Consider the following 18,798-nt stretch of genomic DNA (forward strand, 5'->3'; position numbering starts at 1 on the left):
AGCCTGCGGCAGCTCCTACATTGATCTGTGTAGGAGCTGCCGCAGGCTGCGATCTTTTGATCTTGCCGTTACTTGCCGGGAGTAAGGGTCAAACGCGCTTTGCCGTATACCCGGTCAAAATTCTGCGGCTGCATCGGCAGGCCGACGTACTGCCCCTTCAGCCACGCATCGATGCCATTGAGATAATTCGGGCTCACCGGATTCCCCGATTGCCCTGTACCGTTCTGGCCCATCAGCGGCTCGGCCTGGCCGAAGTCGACGATGAAGCGCATCGACGGTGCACGGGTGGTGGTGAAGTCCTGACCCCAGGCAAACGCCGCGGTGTTCAGCGTGGTGTGATCGCCACCTGCCGCCAGCGGCCCGCGCACGTTCTGGCCATTGGCATTGGTCCATTGGTAGGTGTGCAGCTTGCCCCATTGCCAGGCACGGTGATCGCCACCCAACTGGCTGTCGCCGGCGGTGATTGCGGCGGCAAGACTGCGCGCGAGGATGGTCGGTTTGTCTTCTTTGTTCGGCGTACGAATGTCGTCCCAGAACGGACTGTCTTCGCGACCGAGCAGATGATCGGCCTGCGCCGCGTAGGACAAGTCGCCATTGGCGACAAACGCCTTCCACGCCGGGCTGGATTGCGGGCCGAGTTCGTCGAGGAAAATCTGTTTCATGCTTTCCTGCAGGAACAGCTCGTAGATCGCCGCATCGGCCGACGTCGCGCTGAGCTTGCCGTCAAACGCCATCAAGCGGGTGAACGCTTCACGCGCCTTGCTGCGATCGGCTTCCGGTAAAGCATCGATCGCTTGTTTCAGCGATTGCTTCATCCCCGGTGCTTCGAACATCTTCTTCAGCTTGGCGGCGAAAGTGCTGGTCTGGTCGTACTGCATGGCGATCACGCTGCGGCTGTCGTGCTTGCCGCTGCCGGCCAGTTCCGCCAGGCGTTCACCACGTTCCGGCGCAGCCCAGGAGTTCGACAACTGCATGCCGTAGCCATGCGGGATGACCCGCTGGTTGGCGGTGCCGAGCCAGCCCTGTGCCGGATCCTGATCGTACGGGTGTAGCATCGGATCGGCGTAACCGTCCCAGTCATAGCGACCTTCCCAACCCGGCGATGGCAGCAGGCCTTCGCCTTCACGGCGATTGGGGAAACGTCCGGTGACTTGCCAGCCGATATTGCTCGCGTCTGCGAACACCAGATTCAGCGCGATGGCGCGGATCTCGCGGCTGGCATCCGAAGCACGTTCCACGGTTTGCGCGCGGGTCAGGTCAAAAAACGCGTCCAGCGACTTGTCGTCGGTGAAGCTTGGCGTCTGCAAGGCCAGGCCGAAGCCATTGCCCTGCGCCGCTGCTTGCGCACTATTGAGCAGCGCGCCATGGCGGGTTTCGTACACCGCTTCGCGAATCGGTCGTTGGCCTTTGACGAAATAGGTTTCGTTGCGCACGGTCAGTGGCTGCCATTTGCCATTGACCTCGTAGGTCAGGCTGTTGCCCTGGCGGCGGATTTTTTCCAGGAACAGGTCCTGGTTGTCGCCGAGCACGCTGGTCATGCTCCACGCCACTTTGCCGTTGAAGCCACCCAGCACCATCGGCAAACCGGCGACGGTGACGCCCGCTGCCTGATATTTCGGCGCGCGAATCTGCACGAAGCTCCACAGCGACGGTGCGGCCAGCGGGCCATGGGCGTCGCTGGCGAGAATGCTTTTGCTGCTACGGCTGCGTTGCGGGGCGATTGCCCAGTTATTTGCCGACGGCGTGCCCAGCAGGTTCAGCGCTGCCAGTTGCTGGCTGGCGTTGCTTAGTTCGGTCAGCCCCGGGATCTGCCCGTTGAGCTTGATGCCTTGCAGCTTGTCGGCCTCGGCCAGAGGCAGGTTTTCGTCAGGCGCGGACGGGGTCAGCCAGGCGAGCTTGTCGGTGGTCACGGTTTGCGCGAGCACCAGCGAGGAAATTTCTTCCGGCAGGTTGGCCGACTGGCTGAAGTTCAGCAAAGCGAAAATCAGCGCCGAGTCTTCTGGTTTCCAGTATTCCGGCTTGTAGCCACTGGAGGCGAGGTCGCCCGGCAGCTTGTCGGCGTAGCGGAACAGGTAGGCGTTGACGCCGCGCGCATAGACTTCGAAGAAACGCTTGAGGCGTGGCGACGACGCTTTATAGAGCTCGCCGGCGCTTTTTTTCAGGTTGACCGCGCGCATGTAGCGGTCGGCGTCGAGCATGGAGGCGCCGGACATTTCCGCCAGACGGCCCTGAGCCAACAGGCGCAGGGTGACCATCTGGTTGATGCGGTCGCTGGCGTGCACATAACCGAGGCTGAACAGCGCGTCGTGGAAGGTATTGCTTTCGATCAACGGCATGCCCATGGCATTGCGTCGCACCGAAACGTTCTGCGCCAGCCCCTTGAGCGGTTGCACGCCGGAGGTGGGCGGGAGGGTGTCCTGAGTGTTCCAGGTCTGGCAACCGGACAGGCTCAAAACACCGGCCACTGCTGCGGCAACGCCGAACCGGGGAAGAAAATGTGTGAGGGCTGGCGAGGCCATGGCAAAGCTCCTGCGGGGGGTAGCGTCAGTAAAGGCGCTACGTTAGTGAGCAGGAGGATGCCGCGCAAGCGGGGGCAGGGGTTATTTGTGTATTTCTGTCGAATGGAAAAGATCGCAGCCTGCGGCAGCTCCTACAGGGATACGCATTCCAATGTAGGAGCTGCCGCAGGCTGCGATCTTTTACCCTTCAATCAAGCCTTCGGCGGATTGACCTTCTGCACCAGCGCATACGCCTTCACTGTCGCCGGGCGATCCTTGATGTGATTGAACCAGCGCTGCACATGCGGGAAGTCCTCAAGGTTCTGGCTCTGCCACTTGTGCGAGACGATCCACGGATAAATCGCCATGTCGGCGATGCTGTATTCGCTGCCGGCAACGAATTCGTTATCGGCCAATTGCTTGTTCAACACACCATACAGACGCGCCGTCTCATCGATGTAGCGCTTGATCGCGTAAGGAATTTTCTCCGGCGCGAACTGGCTGAAGTGATGATTCTGCCCGGCCATCGGCCCCAAACCACCCATTTGCCAGAACAGCCATTGCAGCGCTGTTTGCCGGCCACGCAGATCCTTGGGCAGGAACTGGCCGGTTTTCTCCGCCAGATACAACAGAATCGCCCCGGATTCGAACAGCGACAACGGCTCGCCGCCATCGGCAGGCTGATGATCGACGATGGCCGGGATGCGGTTGTTCGGGGCGATTTTCAGAAAGTGCGGCTGGAACTGCTCGCCCTGACTGATGTTGATCGGGTGGAGGTTGAACGGCAGGCCGGCTTCTTCGAGGAACAGGGAGATCTTGTGGCCGTTGGGGGTGGTCCAGTAATACAGGTCGATCATGGAAAACTCCAAAACTGAAAGGGACGTGCGTGCGGACAGCAAACGCCGGCGTCAGGTCATCCTGTGTGCGTTGGATAGCTTGCTTAGTGAGAAGAGGTGATGCTGAACTGCGCAGAATTCAATGACCCCGCGTGAGAAAAATTGCCATGGAGCTTCAGGCCACCGCTGCACTGATCATCATCGACCAGCAAAAAGGCATCCTGCAGCCGCGTCTCGGGCGGCGCAATAACCCCCAGGCGGAAGCGCGAATCCTCGATCTGCTGAGGCTTTGGCGGCGTAGCGGACGGCCGGTGATTCATGTTCAGCATTTGTCCCGCGAGCCGGATTCGGTGTTTTGGCCTGAGCAGGAAGGCGTGGAGTTTCAGCAGCGGTTTTTGCCGCAGGACGGGGAGTGGCTGATTCAGAAGCAGGTGCCGGATGCGTTTTGTGCCACGGGGTTAGAGGCCCGGTTGCGCGAGGCAGGCATCTCGCAATTGATCATCGTCGGTGTGGCGACGAACAACTCAGTGGAGTCAACGGCGCGTACGGCGGGCAATCTGGGGTTCGATGCGTGGGTGGTGGAGGACGCGTGCTTTACCTTCGACAAGGCCGATTATTTTGGTACGTTGCGCACGGCTGAGGAGGTGCACGGGATGTCGCTGGGGAATTTGCACGGGGAGTATGCGACGGTGGTCAGTGCTGCGCAGATTCTGGTGGCTGGCTGAAAACCCTTCGTTGAATATGCCGCCGCCATCGCGAGCAGGCTCGCTCCCACAAGGGATTGCATTGCAACTGAAGAAACCCGCTCACCTGCAGGAGGGAGCCTGCTCGCGATAGCGGTCTGTCAGACGCCAACGATGTTGAATGTGCCGGCCCCTTCGCGAGCAGGCTCGCTCCCACAGGGGGATTGCATTCCAACTGACGAAACCCGCTCAACTGTGGGAGCTGGCTTGCCAGCGATAGCGCAGTGTCAGCCGACATCAATGTTGGAGATGCCGGCCCCATCGCTGGCAAGCCAGCTCCCACGGGGGCTGCGGATGTTCACAAAAAATGTGTTCGGTGCAGATCAATTGTGGGAGCGAGCCTGCTCGCGAAGGCGGCAGGTCAGGCGAAGAAGGTCTTCGCCCGGAGCATCAAGCGCCGTGGCACTTCTTGAATTTCTTGCCGTTGCCGCATGGGCAAGGATCGTTGCGGCCGACGTCTTTCAGGGCGTTGCGCACCGGTTCCTGGTGGGCGTGGCCGCAGTTCGGGCCGTGAACATGGCCGTGGTCGTGATCGTGATGATGGTCATGATCATGATCGTGGTTGCAGTCAGGGCCATGGACATGAGGTTGCTGGGTCATCGGTGTTGCTCCGGAATTAAATCGGCGGGGATTATCACGCCATTGCGCTCAAGGTGCACGTAGTGCGCGATGAATAAACCGGTTTCCATTTCCCCTTGCAGGCGATAGGGGATCTGCTGGTGTGGATTTTTCAGCATTTTCACCACTTCCTTGACCTGCGGCCACAGGTTGGTGCGGATCGGCACTTTGTAGAACGAACTGCTTTTCGGCGCGACGGTAATCCAGTGTTCGTGCTCGCCGTCGGCCAGCAGCATGTCGGCCAGATGAATGCGGTATTCGAGGCCGCGCACGGTCAGGTCACTGTCGTTGGGGTTGTCGATGCGAAAGTGCAGGATGAATTTCTGTTCGAGCAATTTCGCCCGCACCACCTCGACTTTCACCAGGTGCACGGCGGGGTCGACGCTGTCGTCGCTGAACCATGAGGCGCAACCGCCGAGGTTCAGGATCAGCATCATAATGAAGCATTGGCAGGTGCGCCGACGACCGAGCATGGTTTAACTCCCTTTGGTGCCAGTCTAGACGCTAAAAGATCGCAGCCTGCGGCAGCTCCTACAGGGTACGCATCATGTAGGAGCTGCCGCAGGCTGCGATCTTTTGATCTTGATCCTCAAGCACCAAAATACCCCGCACAGCACTTCTTGAACTTCTGCCCACTGGCACACGGGCAGCTGTCATTGCGCCCCAGCTTCAATTGCACCGTCGGATCGATGAAATACCAGCGCCCGGCGTTCTGCACAAACGATGAGCGCTCGCGGTGACTGTGTTCGCCCTGGCTGTCGTGCCAGCGTGCAGTGAAGGTGACGAAGGCATGTTCCGGCTGACCGCCGAACACTTCCGAACTCTCGACCTCCAGACCAAGCCAGGTGCTCTGCGCGCTCCAGTTGCTGATCGACTGCCGATCCAGCCCCGCGTGCTGAGCGGGCAGGGTGGTCGCCACCAGATAGTCGATCAGGCCCAATACATACGCGCTGTAGCGCGAACGCATCAAGGCTTCGGCGCACGGGGCCGGATGGCCTTCGTGATAATGGCCGCAGCAGGCATCCAGCAGATTGCCGCTGCCGCAGGGGCAAATGGCTGTACTCATCGCATTACCACCAGTATTTCCCGAAATTTTCCGGATTGGCCCAGAACCGTGAGTTGAGCCAGTCGGGGACTTGTTTGTAGTCAAGCAGATCGTAGGTGAACAGGGTCAACACTTGATCGTCGCGTTGAAAACGTTCGCTGGCTTGCAGGGCCAGCGAATAGAAATCGGTTTCCTGCCAGCCGCAAGCCGACAGATCTGCCAGCACCGCGATGCGGCTGGCGTTCAGATTGCGAATCCCACCCAACAGATTCAGGCCATCGCGCTTGGGCAAATGTTCCAGGCAATCGACCACCAGCGCCAGATCGAAACGCTGCGCCGCCAGTTCGGCAGGCAAGGCGCCGGGCGCGGCGTGAGCGACGACGGTATCCGGGTGCGCCGCTTTAAAGGCACTCAACGCCGGAAACTCACTGGCGCCGATCAGCAGCAGACGCGCCGGGGCGTAGCGATCCAGCAAAGCGGCCAACGCCTGTTGCGGCGTGCGGGAAGAAATGGCGACGTTCATCGAAGCTCCTCAATCAGACCGCCAAGACTAGCCTGCCTGAATGTCCCGGCAAAGAGCCCTGTGACGCCGGTTTCCGGCAAAAGCGCCAAAGTCCTGTGAACACGGTCGCAAACGGCAGTGGCCTATTGCTGGCGGAGATTAAAACTCCGGTCTTTACTCCCTGAATCGGTTCTAAGCCGATCCCTCAGGAGAAAACCAGATGAGCATAGTTCGGACAGCATTACCTTTGATTCTGCTAACCAGTGTGTTGACTGGTTGCGCAGGTTTGCAAAAAACCGACTGGCCGACCTGTGCGGCGGTCGGTGGCGTGGTCGGCGCTGGTCTCGGCGCCACCGAAAGTTCGGCATGGGCCGGCTACGGCGCGTTGCTGGTCGGTGGTACGGCAGCGGCTTATTGCTGGGTGCACGGTGATGGCGACGAAGACGGCGACGGTGTGCCGGATAGCCGCGACAAGTGCCCGCACACGCCTAAAGGCGTGCAAGTCGACGCTGACGGTTGCCCTCCACCAGCGCCTGCACCCGTGGTCGAAGAAGCTGTAGTGGTCAAGGAAGAAACCATTGTCATCCGTGATGTTCACTTCCAGTTCGACAAAGCCACGTTGACCGGCCCTGACAAACAGGTGCTCGACAAAGTCGCCACTCGCCTGAAACAGGAATCCTCGACTGCACAACTGACCGTGACCGGTCACACCGACAGCGTCGGCAGCGATGCCTACAACAAGAAACTGTCGGATCGTCGTGCGCACTCGGTGGTGGAATACCTGATCCAGCAGGGTGTGCCGCGCGCCAGCTTCGTTTCGGTGTCCGGTCTGGGTGAAAGCCAGCCTGTTGCCGACAACAAAACCGCTGACGGTCGTGCGCAAAACCGTCGTACCGAAATCAAAATCGTCCGCTAGACCTCTCGCATCCGCGGCTTGTGCAGTCGCGGATGCGGGTCTTTACTCCTGTGTAACCGGTATGGGCCGGTGACACAGGAGCTTTTACAATGACTGTATTCTCAAGGTCCGTCTTGCCGGTGCTGCTGCTAGGCAGCTTGCTCACCGGTTGCGCCACCCACAGCGATGGCACGGCACCCCTCAATCAACGTACGTGGCCGATCTGCAGCCTTATCGGCGGGCTGGTCGGTGGCGGTCTCGGCGCCATTGAAAGTGGCGGTTGGGCCGGTGGCGGCGCAGCGCTGGGGATTCTTACCGGCGGACTGATCTGTTATGCCCAGGACGGCGATGAAGACGGCGACGGCGTATTCGATCGCCGCGACCGTTGCCCGGATACCCCGGCCAATACTCCGGTTGATCACCGTGGTTGCCCATTGCCGCAATATCCAGTCACGGAAAAAGTACCGGAGCCAGCGCCGCAGACGGAAGTCATCACCTTGAGCGATGCCGGCAACGTGCTGTTCGATTTCGACAAGTCCGACCTGACCCCGTCGGCGAAAGCCCAGCTCGATACGTTGATGGACAAACTGCGTAACGCCGATGTGGTGAGCATCAAGGTTGTCGGCCATACCGACAGCAAGGGCTCGGATGCCTATAACCAGGCACTGTCGGAACGCCGTGCGAGCAGTGTCGCCGCGTACTTGCTGAGCCAGGGCCTGGCACCGAACAAACTCACCAGCGAGGGTCGTGGCGAGAGTGAACCGGTGGCGGATAACGCAACCGATGAGGGCCGCGCGAAAAACCGTCGCGTCGAGTTGCACATCAATCGTTAGGACGCGTCTGTAGTCCGCGGGCTAGAGCTGCCGGGCGACGACCCTCGTCGTTTGGCAGCCATTTGGCGGGCCACCGAAGTTTTTTCATTTACCCCTCTGGCTTATCCCCCGCAGAAGCCGTTACTGTGCGCCCAAAGAATAATTCGCAACACGGGGGAGCGTATGAAAGTGTTCTGGGGGCTGGGGCGTTTATTGACCCTGCTGTTCTGCTGCGTGGTGCTGGCCAATCAACTGGTGCCGTTCGTTCATCCGCTGCATCTGCTGGTCAATCTGGCCGGCGCTCTGCTGTTGCTGATCCACATAATCGAAGTGCTGCTGTGCAACCGCAGCCTCAAAGGCCGGCCGCACCCTTGGCGTGACCGTGGCCGCATCCTGCTGTTCGGCGTATTCCACCTGCAAACCATCCCGGCCCCGGCCGCTCCGGAGGCTTCTTCCCATGCGTAAACTTTGCCTGCTCGCTGCATTCATCAGCCCTTTGGCCTGTGCCCAGGTGGTCAGTGTCGAAACCAATTCGTTGATGCGCTTGCCCAACACTGCCAGCACCTTGCAATTGGAGAAGCTTGAAGTCGCCGATTACGGCACGCTGCTGATCCCGGCCAACGTGACGGAGCTGAGCGTCGGTGAATTGCGCCTCGGCCATGAAGCACGTATTGCGATTGTCCCGGGTGAACAGGCTCTGGACCTGAAAGTCATTCGCGCCGAGTTGAGCGATGGCAGCCAGATCACCGCGCGTGGCGCGCCGGGTACTTATGAAAAAGCCGCGCGTGCCGGGCGCAATCTGAATCTGCAATTCAAGGCGTTGAATGCGCCGCAACTGTTGGTCGATGCCCGTGGCGGCACTGGCGCACCGGGTTTTGTCGGGCTGGATGGCGGCAACGGTGAAGATCCGGGCTGCACTTATGGCTCGGCCGGACATGGTTTTGATGGCAGCAATGGCAGTGACGGTCAGCCGGGTGCACCGGGTGCGCTGGTGCGACTTGAGGTGCCACGCGAGTTTCCGGCTGAGCTGATCAAGGTTAACGTCACCGGCGGTGCCGGTGGCCCGGCGGGTGTTGGCGGTAAAGCAGGGAAGGGCGGCAAGTCCAAGGGCTGCCTGGTGTATCGCGCTGATGGCGGCAAAAATGGCAAGGCCGGGACGGATGGCCAGCCTGGGCCGGTGGGCGCGGCGGGTGCCGTGACCGTGCAGCGCCTGTAAAAGCAGACCCTCATCGGAACGCCGCCCGCCCAGCCCTCTCCCGGAGGGAGAGGGGGCCGACCGAGGTGACTCACGCTCTCCATCGACCTGAAAAACCGAGTCGATTATGGATTCGGCAGAGAATTTTCAAGTCGGCGTATCTCTTCAATATCCCCCATTCAGTCCCCTCTCCCCCCGGGAGAGGGCTAGGGTGAGGGGCTTTTGATCTAATCCCCGATCTTCAAATCATCGGCCGAGCCGCCGCAATTGCCACCAGCACCAACCCCACAATCAAGTTAAGCCCCACCACCCGGCGAATCCGCCCCAGCACCGCCGCGCCTGTCGGCCAGTCCTTCGCTTCCACCGCCGTGCGCAATTCCGGCAGCATCAAGCCTTGAATCCGGATAAACAGCGCCGTCATCACCACGTACAACCCGATCATCACTTGCACATATTTCGGCGCGGTCTCAAACCCGACCTGCTGCAGATGCAACATGCCCACACCGCTGATCGGCAACAAGATCACCGCGACCCAGACCCAGCGGAAAAAACCTTGAAACACTTCCACCCACAGGGTCAGTCGGGCAGGGCCGTCGAGGGCCTTCACAGCCGCCGGGCGCAGGACCATCCAGGCGAAAAACATGCCACCGACCCAGACCAGGGCGGACAGGACATGCAGGGGATAAACAAGGCTAAAAAGTGTCATTGGGTTACTCCGTTCTGCGCAGGATCGATTCGCGGGGTATGATAGCCGCCGATCCAAACCACTGAAAATTTATCCAGCGTTTTTTGCGCCCGACACTCAATGATCAGCACTGAACTCAAAACCACGATCCAGGGCGCCTACTCGCGTTTTCTTGAAGCCAAGAGCCTCAAGCCGCGTTACGGCCAGCGCCTGATGATCGCTGAAATCGCCAAAGTCCTCGGGGATATCGACACCGACGACGAAGGCCGGCGCAGTGGCGACCCCGCAATTGTTGCGGTGGAAGCCGGCACCGGTACCGGCAAGACCGTGGCCTACAGCATGGCGGCGATCCCGACCGCGAAAGCCGCCGGCAAGCGTCTGGTCATCGCCACCGCGACCGTCGCGCTGCAAGAGCAGATCGTCTACAAGGATTTGCCCGACCTGATGCGCAACAGCGGGCTGAATTTCACCTTCGCCCTGGCCAAGGGCCGTGGCCGCTACATGTGCCTGTCCAAACTCGACATGCTCTTGCAGGAAGGCCACGCGCAAACCGCCACTGCCCAGCTGTTCGAAGAAGAAGGCTTCAAGATCGAGGTCGATGAGGCCAGTCAGAAGCTGTTCACCAGCATGATCGAGAAGCTTGCCGGGAATAAATGGGACGGTGACCGCGACAGCTGGCCCAACGCGCTGGAAGACGCCGACTGGGCGCGTCTGACCACCGATCACAGCCAGTGCACCAACCGGCATTGCCCGAACTTCGGCCAGTGCGCCTTCTACAAGGCCCGCGAAGGTATGGGCAAGGTCGACGTGATTGTCACCAACCACGACATGGTCCTCGCTGACCTGGCCTTGGGCGGCGGTGCGGTACTGCCGGACCCGCGCGACACCATTTACGTGTTCGACGAAGGCCACCACCTGCCGGACAAGGCGATCGGCCACTTCGCCCACTACACGCGCCTGCGCTCCACCGCCGACTGGCTGGAAACCACCGCGAAGAACCTCACCAAATTGCTTGCCCAGCACCCGCTGCCGGGCGATCTCGGCAAGTTGATCGAGCAGGTGCCGGAGTTGGCGCGCGAGATCAAGGCCCAGCAACAGTTCATGTTCAGCGCTTGCGAGCAGGTTGCCGATTTCAAGCCCGGCGAAGACGTCGAAGGCCGTGAGCGCCCGCGTCATCGTTTCGTCGCCGGGGTGATTCCTGAACACATGCGCGAAATGGGCATCGAGCTGAAGAAAGGTTTCTCGCGCTTGAACGATCTGTTCACGCGTCTGACCGACCTGCTCAAGGAAGGCATGGACGGCGAGGTCAACATCGGCATCGCCAGCAATCAGGCCGAAGAGTGGTATCCGCTGTTCGGCAGCCTGTTGTCCCGAGCGTCGGGCAACTGGGAGCTGTGGACCGCGTTTACCGCCGAGGACCCGGAAGACAGCCCGCCGATGGCGCGTTGGCTGACCCTCGCCGAAAGCGGTTCGTTGTTCGACATAGAGGTCAACGCCAGCCCGATCCTCGCCGCCGAAACCTTGCGTCGCAGCCTGTGGAACGTGGCGTACGGCTGTCTGGTGACCTCGGCAACGCTGACCGCGCTGGGCACTTTCGACCGCTTCCGCATGCGCGCCGGCCTGCCGAAAAAAGCCGTCACCGCCGTGGTGCCGAGCCCGTTCCATCACGCCGATGCCGGTGTGTTACGGGTGCCGGACCTGAAAGCCGACCCACGCGATGCCGCTGCGCATACGGCAGCGATCATTCGTGAGTTGCCCGATCTGGTCGAAGGCTCACGTGGCACGCTGGTGTTGTTTTCTTCGCGTAAACAGATGCAGGACGTGTTCGACGGCCTCGACCGCGACTGGCGCAAGCAAGTGTTCATTCAAGGCAACCTGTCGAAGCAGGAAACCCTGAACAAGCACAAGGCGCGGGTTGATGGCGGTGACTCCAGCGTACTGTTCGGCCTCGCCAGTTTTGCCGAAGGCGTCGACTTGCCGGGCGCGTATTGCGAACACGTAGTGATCGCCAAGATCCCGTTTTCGGTGCCGGATGATCCGGTCGAAGCGGCGCTGTCGGAATGGATCGAGGCCCGTGGCGGTAATCCGTTCATGGAAATCTCCGTGCCCGACGCCTCGCTGAAACTGGTGCAGGCCTGCGGGCGACTGCTGCGTACCGAAGAAGACCGCGGCACCATCACTTTGCTGGATCGGCGGCTGGTCACCCAGCGCTATGGCAAAGCGATCCTCAATGCGTTGCCTCCCTTCCGTCGTGAAATATCCTGAGACATCGGTGGGCAGTTTTGCCCGCCGTGCTGTCTATCTCTCTGCCATCGCTTTTCCATTGGCCAATGTTGGTCGCTAGGGAGAACTCCGTTCTTATGATTCGCCGTTCGTTGCCTGCCGTTTTCGCCTTGATCTTCGCTGCGCCATTGTTCGCGGCACCCGCCGGTCAGCAGACCCTGTTCAACTTTGTCCGCCCTGCCGACGTGGTGAAAATTGCCACCGAAAACGCTGATCTGCCGCAAGCCAACGCCGAGCAAACGGCAGAAGGCGAAGTGCTGCGCCGGGTAACCTTCAACCCGGTGGCCCGCCCGACCCTGCGCCTGACCCCGCAGACCGGTGCCTGGGACTGGTCGCAATCCGCGATGATGACCCTGCGTTTGCAGAGCGCGATGAACTGGGCCGTCACCGTTTACGTGCACATTCAGAGCAATGACGGCCGCACGCTGGTCAGTCGCGTCGATCTGCCGGCCGGTCCTGCGCAGACGTTGCTGGTGCCGCTGGTCGCCTCGACACCGTTGAGCCAGGGCATGAAGGCCGGGCCGCCGATGCCGATGACCGTCGATGGCCAGCGTATTTTACTCGCCAGCAGCAGCGGTGAGATTGATCGCAGCCAGGTGGTCTCGGTGAGCTTGTCGATGGATCAGCCGAAAGTCGCGCAGAGCTTGCTGCTCGAGCGTTTCGGTGTTCAGGACGGCGACTCGGTAACCCAGGCTGTTTACGGCAATCTGGTCGACGCTTACGGGCAATCGACCCGCAGCAAATGGCCGGAAAAAGTCGCCAATGACGAACAGCTGAAATCCGCCGCCGCCAAGGAACAGCAACAGCTGAAAACCTGGCTGGCCGAGCGCGAGAAGTCCTCGCTGGACAAGTTCGGTGGCTGGAACAAAGGCCCGGCGTTCAAGGCCAGCGGCTTCTTCCGTACGGAAAAACGTGATGGCCGCTGGTATCTGGTGACGCCTGAAGGGCACCCGTTCTACTCCCTTGGCGTCAACACCGTCAGCCCGGACGTCAACCAGACCTACGTGGCCGGTCGCGAGTACATGTTTGAATCGCTGCCAAAAGCTGACGAGCCACTGGCCAGGCATTTTGGCGAAGGCGATAACCGTGGCGGCAACGGCGCCGATCAGGGCCGTGGCTACGGTAATGGGCGTTGGTATGACTTCTACGGCGCCAACTTGCAGCGTGTGTACGGCGAACCGTGCAAAGCGGACAGCGAAAGCAAATCCGGCGTCGCTGAAGCGGCGAAAGCTGAAGCGGCTGAAACCGCTGCCGCCAAGGCATCAGAACCTGCCGCTGTACCGGCTGAGCCGAAGTCTGGCGTCGCCGAAGCCGCCAAGACTGAAACCGTGCAAGTGGCCAGCGAAAAGACTTCCGCGCCGTGTAAAGCAACAATTGATGAGTCGCAGTGGGCCAACCACACGCTTGATCGCCTGCAAGCCTGGGGCTTCAACACGGTCGGCAACTGGAGCGCGCCTGAGCTGGGCGATGCCGAGCGGGTGCCGTACACCTTGCCGCTGTCGATCGTTGGTGACTACACCAGCATCAGCACCGGCAGCGACTGGTGGGGCGGCATGCCCGATCCGTTCGACCCGCGTTTCGCCATGGCCACCGAGCGCGCCGTGGCCATTGCTGCCCGCGATCACCGCGACGATCCGTGGCTGATCGGCTATTACGCCGACAACGAATTGGCCTGGGCCGGTCCCGGCGCTGACCCGAAATCGCGTTACGCGCTGGCCTACGGCACGCTGAAAATGACCACCGACGTGCCGGCCAAGCGTGCGTTTCTCAAGCAACTGCGCGACAAGTACCGCAATCAGGCCGGGTTGTCGAAGGCATGGGGTATTGATCTGCCGGCGTGGGAATTGATGGAAGACCCAGGCTTCGAACCACCATTGCCGAACCCGGAACACCCGGAAATCGAAGCCGACTTCAAATATTTCCAGAAGGTCTTCGCTGACACGTACTTCAAGACCATTTCCGACTCGCTGAAATGGCACGCACCCAACCAGATGCTGCTCGGTGGCCGCTTCGCCATCAGCACTCCGGAAGCCGTGGCGTCCTGCGCGCAGTACTGCGATGTGCTGAGTTTCAACATGTACACGCTTAAACCGCAGGATGGTTATGACTTTGCCGCGCTGGGTGCCTTGGACAAACCGGTGTTGATTACCGAGTTCAACTTCGGCTCCGCTGATCGCGGCCCGTTCTGGGGCGGCGTGACGCAACTGAGCAAAGAAGAAGATCGTGGCCCGGCCTACGCCAATTTCCTCAAGCAGGCCTTGAGCGAGCCTTCGATTGTCGGCGTGCACTGGTTCCAGTATCTGGATCAACCGGTGACCGGGCGTCTGCTCGATGGCGAGAATGGTCATTTCGGCTTGGTCGGGGTGACGGATCTGCCGTATCAAGGCTTTGTCGAGACCGTGCGCAAAAGCAATTTGCAGGCGGTTGATCAGTTAGCTCAGCAAGCGCAGAAAGCCCCTGTGCACGAAGCCGAAGGCGGCCGCAAAGGTGAGGCCGGCAAAGGCGCGGGGGCAGGGTATGCGGGTGGGCATTCGGGGAATGGTCATTAAGGTTTGAAACGCTAAAAGATCGCAGCCTTCGGCAGCTCCTACAAAGGAACGCAATCCCATGTAGGAGCTGCCGCAGGCTGCGATCTTTTGATTTTGCTTTTAACCGTCTGGCCCGCAGCTGTTCCAAAATCCCTCAAGGGCTGGAACAATGCGGGCCACTTTGTAGAGCGTTGTCGCGGGGGAGTTGCGGGTGCAGATTCAGGGACATTACGAGCTTCAATTCGAAGCAGTGCGCGAGGCTTTCGCCGCACTGTTCGACGATCCCCAGGAACGCGGCGCAGCCCTGTGCATCAAGGTCGGCGCAGAGACCGTCGTCGACCTCTGGTCCGGTACCGCCGACAAGGATGGCGCCGAGGCTTGGCACAGCGACACCATCGCCAACCTGTTCTCCTGCACCAAGACGTTCACCGCTGTCACTGCGTTGCAACTGGTCGCTGAAGGCAAGTTGCAACTCGATGTTCCGGTCGCGCGCTACTGGCCGGAATTCGCCGCTGCCGGCAAAGAAGCCGTCACCCTGCGCCAATTGCTCTGCCACCAGGCCGGTTTGCCGGCCCTGCGCGAACTGCTGGCGCCAGAAGCCCTCTACGACTGGCAAACCATGGTCGACGCGCTCGCCGCCGAAGCACCGTGGTGGACGCCGGGCACGGGTCACGGTTACGCCGCGATCACTTACGGCTGGCTGGTCGGCGAATTGCTCCGACGCGCCGACGGTCGTGGCCCGGGCGAATCGATTGTCGCCCGCGTGGCCAAGCCATTGGGCCTGGATTTCCATGTCGGTCTGGCTGACGAAGAATTTCACCGTGTCGCGCATATTGCTCGTGGCAAAGGCAATGCCGGCGACGCCGCCGCGCAACGCCTGCTGCAAGTGACCATGCGCGAACCGACCGCCATGACCACCCGCGCTTTTACCAATCCGCCGTCGGTGCTGACCAGCACCAACAAACCGGAATGGCGACGCATGCAGCAACCGGCGGCCAACGGCCACGGTAATGCGCGCAGTCTCGCCGGGTTCTACGCCGGTCTCCTCGACGGCAGCCTGCTCGAAAGCGACATGCTCGAAGAGCTGACCCGCGAACACAGCCTCGGCGAAGACAAGACGTTGCTGACCCACACCCGCTTTGGCCTCGGCTGCATGCTCGATCAACCGGACGTGCCGAATGCCACGTACGGCCTCGGCCCGCGTGCATTCGGTCATCCCGGGGCGGGCGGTTCCATCGGTTTTGCTGACCCTGAGCATGATGTCGCGTTTGGTTTTGTGACAAATACCCTTGGGCCTTACGTTTTGATGGATCCGCGCGCGCAAAAACTCGCGCGGGTACTTGCCACTTGTCTGTAAAGCGTCATTAGAAGTTCCAGGGTCGGAACCTCGGCGTGATTTTCGATTCAAAACGGCTGTTTATCCGGGCGAAAGTGCTCTGATTTTTCATTACTTCATTTTGTGGATTTTCAATGTCATCTAAAAAGACCCTCGCCCTGGCCCTGTGTGTAGCGATCACCGGTTGTGCACAGACCCCGAAAAACGATGCGGACGGCGGCAGTTGGTGGCCGTTCGGTTCTTCCGACAAAGTGGCGGCCAAAGAGCCGGCACCGGTTCCAGCTCCACTGAAACCTGCCGCCACTGCTCCGGTGGCGAAAACCGAAAGCAGCAATCCTTGGTACTGGCCTTTCGGTTCCGATGATGCAGCGGCCAAGGCTGACATGAAGGCTGAAGTCGCACCGGAAGCCAAGAAGCCGGTCGCCGTGGCCAAGGCTGACGCCGACACCGGCAGCAAATGGTGGTGGCCGTTCGGCGGCAAGGATCAAGCAACCGCCCAAGCCGTGCCGATGCCAGATCCAAAAGTCACCCAGGCTTGGCTCGACGACTACGAGCCGCGCCTGCGTGAAGCGGTCAAGGACAGCAATCTGCAACTTGAACGCCGTGAAAACGTGCTGGTGGTCACCGCGCCGGTCGAAGGCTCGTTCAACCCGGATCGTCCAGCCATGCTGCTGCCGGTGACACTCGGCCCGTTCACCCGTGTAGCGAAAATCCTCGAAGCCGACCCGAAAACCGCCGTTCTGGTGCTCGGTCACAGCGACTCGAGTGGCGCCGCACCGGCCAACATCAAACTGAGCCAGGAACGTGCCCAGGCCATTGCGGCGATCTTCCGCCTCAGCGGTTTGCAGCGTGATCGCCTGATGCTGCGCGGCATGGGTTCCGAAGCCCCGCGCGCAGCCAACGACAGCGTAGAAGGCCGCGCCCTGAACCGTCGCGTCGAACTGCTGGTGACCCCGCAAAACACCATGGTGGCGTTGCTGAGCAAGTACAACATGCCAGCGCCGAAACCAGTGACCATGGTCGCCGCGCAAGACGTCAAGCCAGTCGCCAAACCGGTCACCCCGGCTCCAGCAGCGAAAAAAGCGGCGGTGCCGGCCACCAAAAAAGCTCCGGCCAAGAAAGCCGCAGCCAAGGCTCCGGCGAAAAAAGCTCCAGCCAAGGCTCCAGCGAAGAAAACCACGCCAGCCAAAGCGGCCGCGACCGACAAGAAAGTCGCCGCGACCGATACCACCAAAAAGTGATCCGCTAACGAAAAGGAATGCGCCATGACCCAGGCTCTGGCAGATATGCGTCGTGATTACACCCGCGATGGCCTGACCGAGGCGCAAGCCCCGGCCGAGCCGTTTGCGCTGTTTCACCAGTGGTTTGCCGACGCGGTGAAAACCGAACAGGCGCCGGTTGAAGCCAACGCCATGACCCTGGCCACGGTCGATGCCGACGGGCGTCCGCATTGCCGCATTCTGCTGCTCAAGGGCCTGGACGAGCAGGGCTTCACGTTCTTCACCAACTATGACAGCGCCAAGGGCCAGCAACTGGCGGCCAATCCGTTTGCCGCCATGACCTTTTTCTGGCCAACCCTGGAGCGCCAGGTGCGCATCGAAGGGCGCGTGGTGAAGGTCACGCCGCAAGAGTCCGATGCGTATTATCAGGTGCGGCCGCTGGGCAGCCGTCTCGGTGCCTGGGCATCGCCGCAGAGTCGGGTGATCGACGGGCGCGGTGAACTGGAAGATCTGCTCAAGGCAACCGAGCGGCGCTTTTCCGACACCCAGCCCGACTGCCCGGAACACTGGGGCGGTTACCGCTTGCTGCCGGAGCGCATCGAGTTCTGGCAGGGCCGTCCAAGCCGTCTGCACGATCGCCTCAACTACCGTGTGCAGGGCGCTGACTGGATTCTTGAACGTCTGGCACCCTGAACAGTCTACCGAGCGGGATAGCCTGCTGACGCGGCCTCAAGCCACTTCGGCAGATCCCGGCGCTTGATCTTCTGCGCCTGAGCGTGCGCCAACTGGTCAAGCATGAAGGCACGTTTGCCCTCATCCTTGCCGGCCAGTGACAGCGCCAGGTCGCGATCCATCCAGCGTTTGATCCGTCTGTACAACCACCAATGGAAGTACAAACCGGCGGCAGTGGTGACGACGATGATGAAGTAATCCATGAAAATCCTTGGCCTCGGTGGCGCAGGTTTGCCAATTTGGCGCTACTGTAGGGGCTATGTGAGCGAAAGCGTGCAGGCGTCTGTACCGTGCCTGAATGAAAGCGAATTTGTCCGGGCTGCGTCGTGACAGGCGTCAAGCCACGGAGTTTAATGAATATATGTTCTTTTGGAGTTGATGCTATGCGTAAGTCTGTTCTGCTGGTTGCTTCCTTTTCCACGATGGCGATGTTGCTTACCGGCTGCCAATCGAGCCTGACCGGTGACTCCTACTCCCGTGACGAAGCACGTCGCGTGCAGACGATTCGCATGGGCACCATCGAATCGCTGCGCCCGGTCAAAATCGAAGGCACCAAGACCCCGATCGGCGGCATCGCCGGTGCGGCAGTTGGCGGCGTCGGCGGCAGCGCGATCGGCGGTGGCAAGGGCAGCATCGTTGCTGCGGTCATCGGTGCGGTGGCGGGTGGCTTGATTGGTTCGGCGACTGAAGAAGGCTTGACCCGTACGCAAGGTGTGGAAATCACCGTACGTGAAGACGACGGCAGCATGCGCGCCTATGTGCAGCAGGTTCAGGAGAATGAAGTGTTCCGCGTTGGCGAGCGCGTGCGCATCTCCACCGTTGGCGGGACCAGCCGCGTTTCGCACTAAGCGAGATGTAGGGTAAAGAAAA

The 18,798-nt window shown here is 60.8% G+C and carries 19 protein-coding genes; 11 read left to right on the plus strand and 8 right to left on the minus strand.

Annotation, left to right across the window (positions count from 1 at the left end; translation table 11 throughout):
• Positions 1-68 precede the first annotated feature (68 nt).
• The gene (locus tag C2E19_RS07665) at positions 69-2,519 is read right to left on the minus strand and encodes a penicillin acylase family protein (protein WP_129390092.1); all 2,451 of its coding nucleotides are present in this window, start codon (positions 2,517-2,519) and stop codon (positions 69-71) included.
• Between the two features lie 191 nt (positions 2,520-2,710).
• Positions 2,711-3,355, minus strand: coding sequence for a glutathione binding-like protein (locus tag C2E19_RS07670; RefSeq protein ID WP_129390095.1), 645 nt, complete (start codon positions 3,353-3,355; stop codon positions 2,711-2,713).
• Positions 3,356-3,501: 146 nt separating this feature from the next.
• Here C2E19_RS07670 and C2E19_RS07675 point away from each other — a divergent pair, with 146 nt between their 5' ends.
• On the plus strand, positions 3,502-4,059 hold the full coding sequence (locus C2E19_RS07675; RefSeq protein WP_129390098.1) for a cysteine hydrolase family protein: 558 nt from the start codon (positions 3,502-3,504) through the stop codon (positions 4,057-4,059).
• 408 nt (positions 4,060-4,467) lie between these two features.
• On the opposite strand, the gene C2E19_RS07685 is transcribed toward C2E19_RS07675, so the two are convergent.
• The 4 genes from C2E19_RS07685 to C2E19_RS07700 form a co-directional block, all read right to left on the minus strand.
• Positions 4,468-4,677 carry an SEC-C metal-binding domain-containing protein gene (locus tag C2E19_RS07685; protein WP_008083915.1) on the minus strand — a complete coding sequence of 70 codons (210 nt, stop codon included), beginning with the start codon at positions 4,675-4,677 and terminating at the stop codon, positions 4,468-4,470.
• On the minus strand, positions 4,674-5,168 hold the full coding sequence (locus C2E19_RS07690; protein WP_129390104.1) for an LEA type 2 family protein: 495 nt from the start codon (positions 5,166-5,168) through the stop codon (positions 4,674-4,676). The genes C2E19_RS07685 and C2E19_RS07690 overlap by 4 nt, the downstream gene beginning before the upstream one ends.
• 116 nt (positions 5,169-5,284) lie before the next feature.
• Positions 5,285-5,761: a YchJ family protein gene (locus C2E19_RS07695; RefSeq protein WP_129390107.1), complete on the minus strand. Its 477-nt coding sequence runs from the start codon at positions 5,759-5,761 to the stop codon at positions 5,285-5,287.
• A 4-nt stretch (positions 5,762-5,765) separates the two neighbouring features.
• Positions 5,766-6,263: a DUF6231 family protein gene (locus C2E19_RS07700; RefSeq protein WP_129390110.1), complete on the minus strand. Its 498-nt coding sequence runs from the start codon at positions 6,261-6,263 to the stop codon at positions 5,766-5,768.
• Positions 6,264-6,462: 199 nt separating this feature from the next.
• On the opposite strand from C2E19_RS07700, the gene C2E19_RS07705 reads away from it, so the two are divergent.
• The 4 genes from C2E19_RS07705 to C2E19_RS07720 all read left to right on the plus strand — a co-directional run bounded on the left by C2E19_RS07705 (position 6,463) and on the right by C2E19_RS07720 (position 9,165).
• Positions 6,463-7,158, plus strand: a complete 696-nt coding sequence (locus tag C2E19_RS07705; RefSeq protein WP_064120833.1) for an OmpA family protein — start codon at positions 6,463-6,465, stop codon at positions 7,156-7,158.
• A gap of 89 nt (positions 7,159-7,247) precedes the next feature.
• Complete coding sequence (locus C2E19_RS07710; RefSeq protein ID WP_129390113.1) at positions 7,248-7,970, plus strand: OmpA family protein; 723 nt, start codon at positions 7,248-7,250, stop codon at positions 7,968-7,970.
• Positions 7,971-8,132: 162 nt separating this feature from the next.
• Positions 8,133-8,414, plus strand: a complete 282-nt coding sequence (locus C2E19_RS07715; RefSeq protein ID WP_129390116.1) for a DUF1145 domain-containing protein — start codon at positions 8,133-8,135, stop codon at positions 8,412-8,414.
• Positions 8,407-9,165, plus strand: coding sequence for a collagen-like protein (locus C2E19_RS07720; protein WP_129390119.1), 759 nt, complete (start codon positions 8,407-8,409; stop codon positions 9,163-9,165). The genes C2E19_RS07715 and C2E19_RS07720 overlap by 8 nt, the downstream gene beginning before the upstream one ends.
• 220 nt (positions 9,166-9,385) lie before the next feature.
• On the opposite strand, the gene C2E19_RS07725 is transcribed toward C2E19_RS07720, so the two are convergent.
• Positions 9,386-9,850, minus strand: a complete 465-nt coding sequence (locus C2E19_RS07725) for a DUF2269 family protein (RefSeq protein ID WP_129390122.1) — start codon at positions 9,848-9,850, stop codon at positions 9,386-9,388.
• A gap of 99 nt (positions 9,851-9,949) precedes the next feature.
• Here C2E19_RS07725 and dinG point away from each other — a divergent pair, with 99 nt between their 5' ends.
• The 5 genes from dinG (at position 9,950) to pdxH (ending at position 17,889) form a co-directional block, all read left to right on the plus strand.
• Positions 9,950-12,094 (plus strand): ATP-dependent DNA helicase DinG, encoded by a 2,145-nt coding sequence (gene dinG / locus C2E19_RS07730; protein WP_034154974.1) that lies wholly within the window; start codon positions 9,950-9,952, stop codon positions 12,092-12,094.
• 95 nt (positions 12,095-12,189) lie between these two features.
• On the plus strand, positions 12,190-14,661 hold the full coding sequence (locus C2E19_RS07735; protein ID WP_129390125.1) for a beta-galactosidase: 2,472 nt from the start codon (positions 12,190-12,192) through the stop codon (positions 14,659-14,661).
• Positions 14,662-14,851: 190 nt separating this feature from the next.
• Complete coding sequence (locus tag C2E19_RS07740; protein WP_129390128.1) at positions 14,852-15,997, plus strand: serine hydrolase domain-containing protein; 1,146 nt, start codon at positions 14,852-14,854, stop codon at positions 15,995-15,997.
• Between the two features lie 113 nt (positions 15,998-16,110).
• The gene (locus tag C2E19_RS07745; protein WP_129390131.1) at positions 16,111-17,217 is read left to right on the plus strand and encodes an OmpA family protein; all 1,107 of its coding nucleotides are present in this window, start codon (positions 16,111-16,113) and stop codon (positions 17,215-17,217) included.
• Between the two features lie 24 nt (positions 17,218-17,241).
• Complete coding sequence (pdxH, locus tag C2E19_RS07750) at positions 17,242-17,889, plus strand: pyridoxamine 5'-phosphate oxidase (RefSeq protein WP_129390134.1); 648 nt, start codon at positions 17,242-17,244, stop codon at positions 17,887-17,889.
• Between the two features lie 5 nt (positions 17,890-17,894).
• Here the strand turns inward: pdxH and C2E19_RS07755 are convergent, their stop codons facing one another.
• Positions 17,895-18,131 carry a hypothetical protein gene (locus C2E19_RS07755; RefSeq protein WP_129390137.1) on the minus strand — a complete coding sequence of 79 codons (237 nt, stop codon included), beginning with the start codon at positions 18,129-18,131 and terminating at the stop codon, positions 17,895-17,897.
• A 180-nt stretch (positions 18,132-18,311) separates the two neighbouring features.
• On the opposite strand from C2E19_RS07755, the gene C2E19_RS07760 reads away from it, so the two are divergent.
• A complete protein-coding gene (locus tag C2E19_RS07760) occupies positions 18,312-18,776 on the plus strand; it encodes a glycine zipper 2TM domain-containing protein (RefSeq protein WP_008086349.1) in 465 nt (154 codons plus the stop codon).
• The last annotated feature ends 22 nt before the right edge of the window (positions 18,777-18,798 follow it).

The organism is Pseudomonas sp. DTU12.3 (genome assembly GCF_004124275.1).
In the GTDB taxonomy this organism is placed as follows: domain Bacteria; phylum Pseudomonadota; class Gammaproteobacteria; order Pseudomonadales; family Pseudomonadaceae; genus Aquipseudomonas; species Aquipseudomonas helmanticensis.